Annotated in this window: 7 protein-coding genes; 2 read left to right on the top strand and 5 right to left on the bottom strand. The window is 71.2% G+C overall.

Features of this window, described 5'->3' with window-relative positions; all coding sequences use genetic code 11:
• Positions 1-206 precede the first annotated feature (206 nt).
• From WBN91_RS38750 to WBN91_RS38730, 5 genes are all read right to left on the bottom strand, one after another.
• Complete coding sequence (locus tag WBN91_RS38750; RefSeq protein ID WP_337722989.1) at positions 207-659, bottom strand: hypothetical protein; 453 nt, start codon at positions 657-659, stop codon at positions 207-209.
• Positions 660-805: 146 nt separating this feature from the next.
• A complete protein-coding gene (locus WBN91_RS38745; RefSeq protein WP_337722988.1) occupies positions 806-2,917 on the bottom strand; it encodes a 3-hydroxyacyl-CoA dehydrogenase NAD-binding domain-containing protein in 2,112 nt (703 codons plus the stop codon).
• Entirely contained in the window at positions 2,914-4,134 is a 1,221-nt protein-coding gene (locus tag WBN91_RS38740) for a thiolase family protein (protein WP_337722987.1), read from the bottom strand. The genes WBN91_RS38745 and WBN91_RS38740 overlap by 4 nt, the downstream gene beginning before the upstream one ends.
• 89 nt (positions 4,135-4,223) lie before the next feature.
• Positions 4,224-4,673: an ABA4-like family protein gene (locus tag WBN91_RS38735; protein WP_337722986.1), complete on the bottom strand. Its 450-nt coding sequence runs from the start codon at positions 4,671-4,673 to the stop codon at positions 4,224-4,226.
• Positions 4,670-5,566 carry a hypothetical protein gene (locus WBN91_RS38730; RefSeq protein ID WP_337722985.1) on the bottom strand — a complete coding sequence of 299 codons (897 nt, stop codon included), beginning with the start codon at positions 5,564-5,566 and terminating at the stop codon, positions 4,670-4,672. Before WBN91_RS38730 ends, WBN91_RS38735 begins: the two co-directional genes overlap by 4 nt.
• A gap of 85 nt (positions 5,567-5,651) precedes the next feature.
• On the opposite strand from WBN91_RS38730, the gene WBN91_RS38725 reads away from it, so the two are divergent.
• Positions 5,652-6,419, top strand: coding sequence for a MerR family transcriptional regulator (locus WBN91_RS38725; RefSeq protein ID WP_337722984.1), 768 nt, complete (start codon positions 5,652-5,654; stop codon positions 6,417-6,419).
• Between the two features lie 58 nt (positions 6,420-6,477).
• A partial coding sequence (locus WBN91_RS38720) for a hypothetical protein (protein WP_337729443.1) occupies positions 6,478-6,673 on the top strand: 196 nt, incomplete at its 3' end.

Raw genomic sequence — 6,673 nt, 5'->3', positions numbered from 1 at the left:
AAGAGCCTCGCCGGCGGGCAGACCACCAAGGATGACCCAACTGCAACTGCGGGGGCTTCTTGCTTGTGTCATCCCCGGTGGACTGCCGCTCGGCAAGCGAAAGCGGCTTCGCCGCCCGGGGTGCAGCGGAGAGCGTCCGGTGGGGGCACATGCGCAGCCGCGCTAGAAGCCGGCGCGGCCCGCGCTAGAAGCCGGCGCGGCCCGCGCTAGAAGCCGGCACCGTCGAGAGCGCCGGTGACCACGCGGTCCACCTGGTCCTGTTGCGGGTCGCGGGCCAGGGCGACTGTGCACGGGCATTGCGACAGGTCGTTGCCGCACAGGTACATGCCCAGCACGCGCAGGCTGCGGGCGGTTTGGCGGAGGCGGGCTGCGCCTCGCAAGTGCACTTGGCCGTAGACGGCCTTCGCTAGTTGGTAGGGGGCGCTGGGGCCCAGGTCCACGCAGGCCTGGCTGTCCAGTTCCTCGGCCACGTGCGCGATGGGACGGCAGCCCCACGTCCGCACGGACCGGACCAGGCGCTGGTCCAGGCGGGACACCAGGCGGGTGGCCACCTCGTCGCGCCAGCGGCGGTCGGTGCTCAGGAAGGCGACCAGTTCCTCCACCCGCAGCGGGTCGGGGCGGGGGCGGCGGGCTCGGGTTCTTCGGCGGTGCGGGGTCATGTGCACCAAGATCGGCCAAGCGAAACCGGTGTGAGTGTTCCTCACCCGGGTGCGCGGGGGTTGGCACTCGCTAGAGGGAATTGCTGCTAACGCACCGCGCCCGGCCGTCCCACGATGAGGGACGACCGGGCGCGAAGGGTGGAACGTCAGGCCGGGACCGAGGCCACGCCCGGAGCGAGGAAACGCTTGCCGGTCACCTTCTCCGAGATGCCCGAGCGGTCCAGGTACGGGGTGATGCCGCCCAGCCAGAACGGCCAGCCGGCGCCCAGGATCATGCACAGGTCGATGTCCTGCGCCTCGGCGACCACGCCCTCGTCCAGCATGAGGCGGATCTCCTCGGCCAGCGCCTCCAGCGCCCGCGCCTTGACCTCTTCACCGGTCAGCGGCTTGTCGCCGAACTGCCACAGCTCCTGCACCTCGGGGTCCACGGTCTGCTTGCCCGTGTTGTCCCACTGCCACACCGCGTTCTTGCCCGCGGCCACGAACGCCTTCATGTTCTCCGACACGCCGAAGCGGTCCGGGAACGCGCGGTTCATGGTCTCGGCCACGTGCAGCGCGACCGGCGCGCCCACGAGCTGGAGCAGCACCAGCGGGGACATCGGCAGACCGAGCGGCTCGGTCGCCTTGTCCGCCACCTCGAACGGCGTGCCCTCGTCGATGGACTTGACGACCTCGCCCATGAACCGGGTCAGCAGCCGGTTCACCACGAACGCCGGCGCGTCCTTGACCAGCACCGACGACTTCTTCAGCTGCTTGCCCACCGCGAAGGCGGTGGCCAGCGTCGCGTCGTCGGTCTGCGCCGCGCGGACGATCTCCAGCAGCGGCATGACCGCGACCGGGTTGAAGAAGTGGAAGCCCACGACCCGCTCGGGGTGCTTGAGGCCGGCCGCCATGTCCGTGATGGACAGCGAGGAGGTGTTGGTGGCCAGCACCGCCTCCGGCGACACGTGCTCCTCGACCTCGGCGAAGACCTTCTGCTTGACGCCCAGGTCCTCGAACACGGCCTCGATGACGAAGTCGGCGTCGGCGAACGCGGCCTTGTCCAGCGAGCCGGACACCAGCGCCTTGAGGCGGTTGGCCTTGTCCTGCGACACGCGGCCCTTGCCCAGCAGCTTGTCGATCTCGCCGTGGACGTAGCCGACGCCCTTGTCCACCCGCGCCTGGTCGATGTCGGTCAGCACGACCGGCACCTCCAGCCGCCGCGCGAACAGCAGCGCCATCTGGGAGGCCATCAGGCCCGCGCCGACGATGCCGACCTTGGTGACCTTGCGGGCCAGCGACTTGTCCGGCGCGCCGGCCGGCCGCTTGGCGCGCTTCTGCACCAGGTTGAACGAGTACAGGCCCGCGCGCAGCTCGTCGCTCATCACGACGTCGGCCAGCGCCTCGGTCTCGGCCGCGTAGCCGCGGTCGAGGTCGTTCTCGCGGGCCAGCTCCAGCAGCTCCAGCGCCTTCAGGGCACCGGGCGCCGCGCCCTTGGTCTTGCCGTCGACGATCGCGCGGGCGCGGGCCACGGCCGCGTCCCAGCCCTCGCCGCGGTCGATCTCGCGACGCGCGGGCACGACCTCGCCGGTGACGACCTTCGCCAGCCACAGCAGCGACTGCTCGAGGTAGTCGGCCGACTCGAACAGCACGTCCGCGATGCCCAGGTCCAGCGCCTGCTTGGGGTTGAGCATCTTGTTCTGGTTCAGCGCGTTCTCGAAGATCACGGTGACCGCGTCGTTCGCGCCGATCAGGTTCGGCAGCAGCTGCGTGCCGCCCCAGCCCGGGAACAGGCCCAGGAACACCTCGGGCAGCGCGATGGCCGCCGCGTTGGCCGCCAGCGTCCGGTAGTGGCACGACAGCGCCAGCTCCAGGCCGCCGCCCATGACCGCGCCGTTGACGAAGGCGAAGGTCGGGACCGTCGACTCGGTGAACTTGCGGAACACGTCGTGCCCGAGCTTGCCGATGGTCAGCGCCTGCTCACGGGCCGACGCGCCTTCGACGGCGGTCAGGTCCGCGCCCACGGCGAAGATGAACGGCTTGCCGGTCACCGCGATGGCCACCGGCGACGCCGCCGCGGCCTCGTCGAAGGCGTTGCTCAGGCTCACCAGCGACTGCGGGCCGAACGTGGACGGCCGGGTGTGGTCGTGGCCGTTGTCCAGCGTGATCAGCGCGACTGGGCCGGAAAGCCCCGGCACGGCGACCAGGCGGGTCTTGGCGACCGTCACGACCTCGTCGGGAAAGAGGGCCTTGGCCTCGTCGGCGGTCAACGTGGTCACTTGGCTTCTCCGTTCCAGTGCGGGTTCTCCCAGATCACGGTCCCGCCCATGCCGATGCCGATGCACATGGTGGTGATGCCGTAGCGCACGTCCGGCCGCTCGGCGAACTGCCGGGACAGCTGGGTCATCAGGCGCACGCCCGAGGACGCCAGCGGGTGGCCGGTCGCGATCGCGCCGCCCCACTGGTTGACCCGCGGGTCGTCGTCGGCGATGCCGAAGTGGTCGAGGAAGGCGAGCACCTGCACGGCGAACGCCTCGTTGATCTCGAACAGGCCGATGTCCTCGATGGTCAGGCCCGCGCGCTTGAGGGCCTTCTCCGTCGCGGGCACCGGGCCGACGCCCATGACCTCGGGCTCGACGCCCATGAAGGAGTAGCCGACCAGGCGCATGCCGATGGGCAGGCCCAGCTCGGTGGCGGTCTCCTCGTCGGCCAGGATGCAGCCGGTGGCGCCGTCGTTCAGGCCCGCCGCGTTGCCCGCGGTGACCCGGCCGTGCGGGCGGAACGGCGTCTTGAGCTTGGCCAGGTCCTCGACCGTGGTGCCCGGGCGCGGCGGCTCGTCGGCGGTGGCCAGGCCCCAGCCGTGCTCGGCGGACCGCGTGGCGACCGGCACCAGCTCGGGGCCGATCTTGCCGTTCTTCAGCGCGTCGGCGTACTTGGCCTGCGAGGCCGCGGCGTACGCGTCGGTGCGGTCCTTGGTGATGTGCGGGTACCGGTCGTGCAGGTTCTCCGCCGTGTTGCCCATGACCAGCGCGGACGGGTCGACCAGCTTGTCGGCCAGGAACCGCGGGTTGGGGTCGACGCCCTCGCCCATCGGGTGCCGGCCCATGTGCTCGACACCGCCCGCGATGACCACGTCGTACGCGCCGAACGCGATGCCGCTGGCGGCGGTGGTGACGGCGGTCATCGCGCCCGCGCACATGCGGTCGATGGCGTAGCCGGGCACCGACTTGGGCAGGCCCGCGAGCAGCGCCGCGGTCCGGCCGATGGTCAAGCCCTGGTCACCGGTCTGGGTGGTGGCCGCGATGGCGACCTCGTCCACCCGCTCCGGCGGCAGCTGGGGGTGGCGGCGCAGCAGCTCGCGGATCACCTTGACCACCAGGTCGTCGGCACGGGTCTCCGCGAAGATTCCCTTGGGGCCGGCCTTGCCGAACGGCGTCCGCACACCGTCCACGAAGACCACGTTTCGAACGCGTGCCGGCGCTACTGGTGCGGCCACGGCGTCTCCTCTACTTGTGGTGACGTTTCATCCCGCCGATCGGGCGGGGCGCGACTCCTACCGATCGGTAACAGCAACTCTAGACCCTGTTACTCGCCGGTAACCACAGTGGTCGCCCTGTCGGGTGTGTCACAGAACGCCCGGATGATCAGGAACAGCGCGAACCCGAACGGCGACAGGATGATCGTGAAGACCAGCAGGGGTCCCATGAGCAGCGGGTGCAGGTTCAGCCGACGACCCTCCCGGTAGATCCACGCGCCGATCAGCAGGTCCCAGGCGAGCACCTGCGCCCAGAGCGCGGAGGTGCCCCACTCGGTGCTCAGGAAGGCCTTGACCCCCTCCAGGCTCGGGACGCTCATCGTCGCCCACAACTCCGGCAGGTGCCCGGCGACCAGGACCGTGTAGACGACCACCAGGGGTGCGGCGATCAGCGGCGAGGAGGCGATCCGGTGCGTCCAGCGCCACTTCGGGGCGAACACCATCAGCGCCCAGAACGGGACGGCGAGCGGGAAGGCGAGGTCGAACAGGAACTGGCTCATGCGGCCACGGGCTCCTTGGTCTCGGCGGTGCTCGGTGTCGTGCGCAGTGCCCAGGCTCCCGCGAGGGCGGTCGCGGTGACGAGGACCAGGAATGCGGTCAACGTGGCTGCGTCGGGTCGCAGCAGCGGCTCGCCGCGCAGGGCCTGCCAGGTGGTCAGGGCGGTCAGGCCGAGGTAGCTCGCGGCGGCCACCCAGATGACGCGCAGGTTGGCGCGCCGGCCGAGCAGGACGACCAGCAGCGGGAGGACGTGGAGGGCGTGGATGCCGATGAAGTGCGGAATGCGCAGGTCGCCGCCGGTCGTGCTCCAGTCGGTGACCGGCATGGAGGGTCCGCCGTCGGGCACGCCCACGCTGTGCGCGCCCGCGACGCCCTCGACGCCGCTGTCCTGCCGGGTCATCAGCATGCCCAGGCTGAGGCCGAGCAGCGAGATGCCGAGGCCGAGGCGGATCGCGAGCCCGGCGGGCCGGTTCTCGAACCGCGAGAACGCCAGGACCAGGGCCATGATCGCGTGCATGACCCAGACGACGATGATGGAGAACGTCATCGTGAGCCAGAGGGTGGTGTCGAAGTCGGTCGAGACGTTGAAGTGGCTGCGCCGGCCGCGCAGGACCTGGCCGACGATGACCACCATCTCGACCGTCAGCCCGACGGCGACCGCGGTGCCGGCCCACCGCGTGAGCCTCTTCAGGCGGGTGGCGAAGGTGAGCATCCAGGCGAGGGCGACCCCGTACAGGGCGAGGGAGATGCCGAACTTGAACGGCTTGAGCCAGATCGGGGACCCGACCAGGATGCGGTCGTCGACCACGAGGCCGATCGCGCTCACGACCGTGAGGGCGCCCATGAGCAGGGAGAAGAGCATCAGCGGCGGGTGCCACCGGAGGAAGCGGGTCATGTCGGCTCCTTATGGATAGTGGGACTCTCCACTATCGGATATCTACACTACCCATTCTGAGAGCCGTCTCAGGAATCGAGGGCGCATGCGCATCGCGGAACTGAGCCGCCGGACCGGCGTGCCCGTGCCGACGATCAAGTACTACCTGCGGGAAGGCCTGCTCCCCGCGGGCGAGCTGACCAGCCCCAACCAGGCCCGCTACGGCGACGCGCACCTGCACCGCCTGCGGTTGGTGCGGGCGCTGGTGGAGGCCGGGGGCCTGTCCATCGCGGCGGTGCGGGAGGTGCTGGGTGCGCTGGACGACCCGGAGAAGTCCCTGCACAAGGCGATGGGGACGGTCGAGCGAGCCGTGATCGGCACCAACGCCGCCCCGACCGACGAGGTGGCGCACGCCCAGGCGAGGGCGTTCGTCGAGGGGCAGGGCTGGACCTACCGCCCGGCCTCGGACGCCTTCCAGTCCCTGGTCCAGGTCATCGCGACCGCGCGGGAGTTGGGCCACGAGTCCTTCGTGGACCAGCTGGAGGGCTACGCCCGCGCTGCCCGACCCCTGGCCGAGCAGGACCTGGACTACGCGCTGAGCGGGGCCACCAAGGACGCGGCGATGGAGATCGTCGTCCTGGGCACGGTCCTCGGCGACGCGGCCTTCGCGGCCGTCCGCCGCCTGGCCCGCCGAGAATCCTCAGGCATCCGCTACGCCCGAGACCAGGCCGCCGCCGCTGCTGCCGCCGCCGCTCAAGCCGCCCACCCCGAAGCAGCCTCTGCCGAAGCAGCCACCCACCCCGAAGCAGCCCCCGCTCCTGCTCAAGCCGCCTCCGCCGAAGTCGACCCCGCCGACGCCGAACGCAACTGCTGAGCCGACCCCGCCAAAATCGAGCGCAACTGCTCGCCGGCCCACTCCGCCGGGATTGTCGGTGGCTCGTGCGATGATCGACTCGGGGGCCGGAGGCCACGCCCGCGCACGAGCCAAGCCGCGCCAGGCCAGCCCGGGCTGGGCCACGCTGCGGCCGGGCCGGGCTGGCCTGGGCCGCGCCGAGCCACGCCGCGCCGAGCCACGCCGGGCCGGGCTGCGCCGGGCCGGGCTGCGCCGGGCCGGGCCGGGCCGGGCTG

The organism is Saccharothrix sp. CCNWYY140 (assembly GCF_037401995.1).
Classification (GTDB): Bacteria; Actinomycetota; Actinomycetes; order Mycobacteriales; family Pseudonocardiaceae; genus Actinosynnema.
This window is presented reverse-complemented; position numbering and strand designations above follow the sequence as displayed.

Coding starts and splice junctions, on each gene's coding strand:
- WBN91_RS38750 (WP_337722989.1), bottom strand. CDS start 659: ATGACCCCGCACCGCCGAAGAACCCGAGCCCGCCGCCCCCGCCCCGAC.
- WBN91_RS38735 (WP_337722986.1), bottom strand. CDS start 4,673: ATGAGCCAGTTCCTGTTCGACCTCGCCTTCCCGCTCGCCGTCCCGTTC.
- WBN91_RS38730 (WP_337722985.1), bottom strand. CDS start 5,566: ATGACCCGCTTCCTCCGGTGGCACCCGCCGCTGATGCTCTTCTCCCTG.
- WBN91_RS38725 (WP_337722984.1), top strand. CDS start 5,652: ATGCGCATCGCGGAACTGAGCCGCCGGACCGGCGTGCCCGTGCCGACG.